General features: G+C 65.2%; 1 pseudogene. It reads right to left on the reverse strand.

Annotation, left to right across the window (positions count from 1 at the left end):
* Window positions 1-201 precede the first annotated feature (201 nt).
* Window positions 202-1,000, reverse strand: a pseudogene (locus ACTEK7_RS36625) (IS3 family transposase); the annotation flags it as partial.

Raw genomic sequence — 1,000 nt, forward strand, 5'->3', positions numbered from 1 at the left:
CAGTGAAGTGGACCCCGGGAGCAGGACCACTGACGCCGCCTTCTTAGTTGGAACTCTCGCCGCTCCGATTTTCTGATATGAGGCCGCGAGGGCCTCTGTCTGCGTCTGTTGTTGAGGTTGTGGGCATGTGGGCAACGCCTCTTCGGCGTTGTCCACCATGTCCAGAGCCTTTGCTGTAGCGCCGGCGCGCCAGACCGCCATCGGCGTGCGATAGCCGTGTGCCTGGTGCGGGCGCTCCTCGTTATAAAAGGCGATCCAGTCGGCGAGGCCCGCGTGCAGCTCTTTGCCGTCGGCATAGAATTTGAGATAGACGTCCTCGTGCTTGAGGCTGCGCCACAGCCGTTCGATGAACACGTTGTCCATCCAGCGGCCGCGACCGTCCATCGAGATCCGAATGCCGGCGGCCTCCAGCACGCCGGTGAAGGCCGCGCTGGTGAACTGGCTGCCCTGATCGGTGTTGAAGATTTGCGGCTTGCCGAACCGCGCCAGCGCCTCCTCCAGGGCGTCGATGCAGAACGACACGTCCATCGTATTGGACAGGCGCCAGCTCAGCACGGCCCGGCTCGCCCAATCGATCACAGCCACCAGATAGAGGAAGCCGCGTCCGATCGGGATGTAGGTGATGTCGGTCGCCCAGACCTGGTTCGGCCGGTCGATGGTCATGCCGCGCAGCAGATAGGGATAGATCAGGTGCCCCGGCGCAGGCTTGCTGGTGCGCGGCTTCGGCCCCAGTGCCTCGATCCCCATCTTGCGCATCAGCCGCTGCACGCGCTTGCGGTTGATCGGGACGCCATCCTCGCTCAGCAGCCACGCCATCCGCCGCGAGCCCAGAAACGGCCGCGCGGTGAACAGTTCGTCGATCTGGCGCATCAGCGTCAGATCGTCGTCATTGGCCGGCTGCGGCGTTCGGTAAACGCCCGAGCGCGACAGCCCGAGCAGCCGGCACTGGTGGCGGATCGACAGCACGCCATGCGCGCGGTCGAGCTTCGCCCTGCGGTCC

This window comes from Bradyrhizobium sp. JHI2711 (assembly GCF_056156565.1).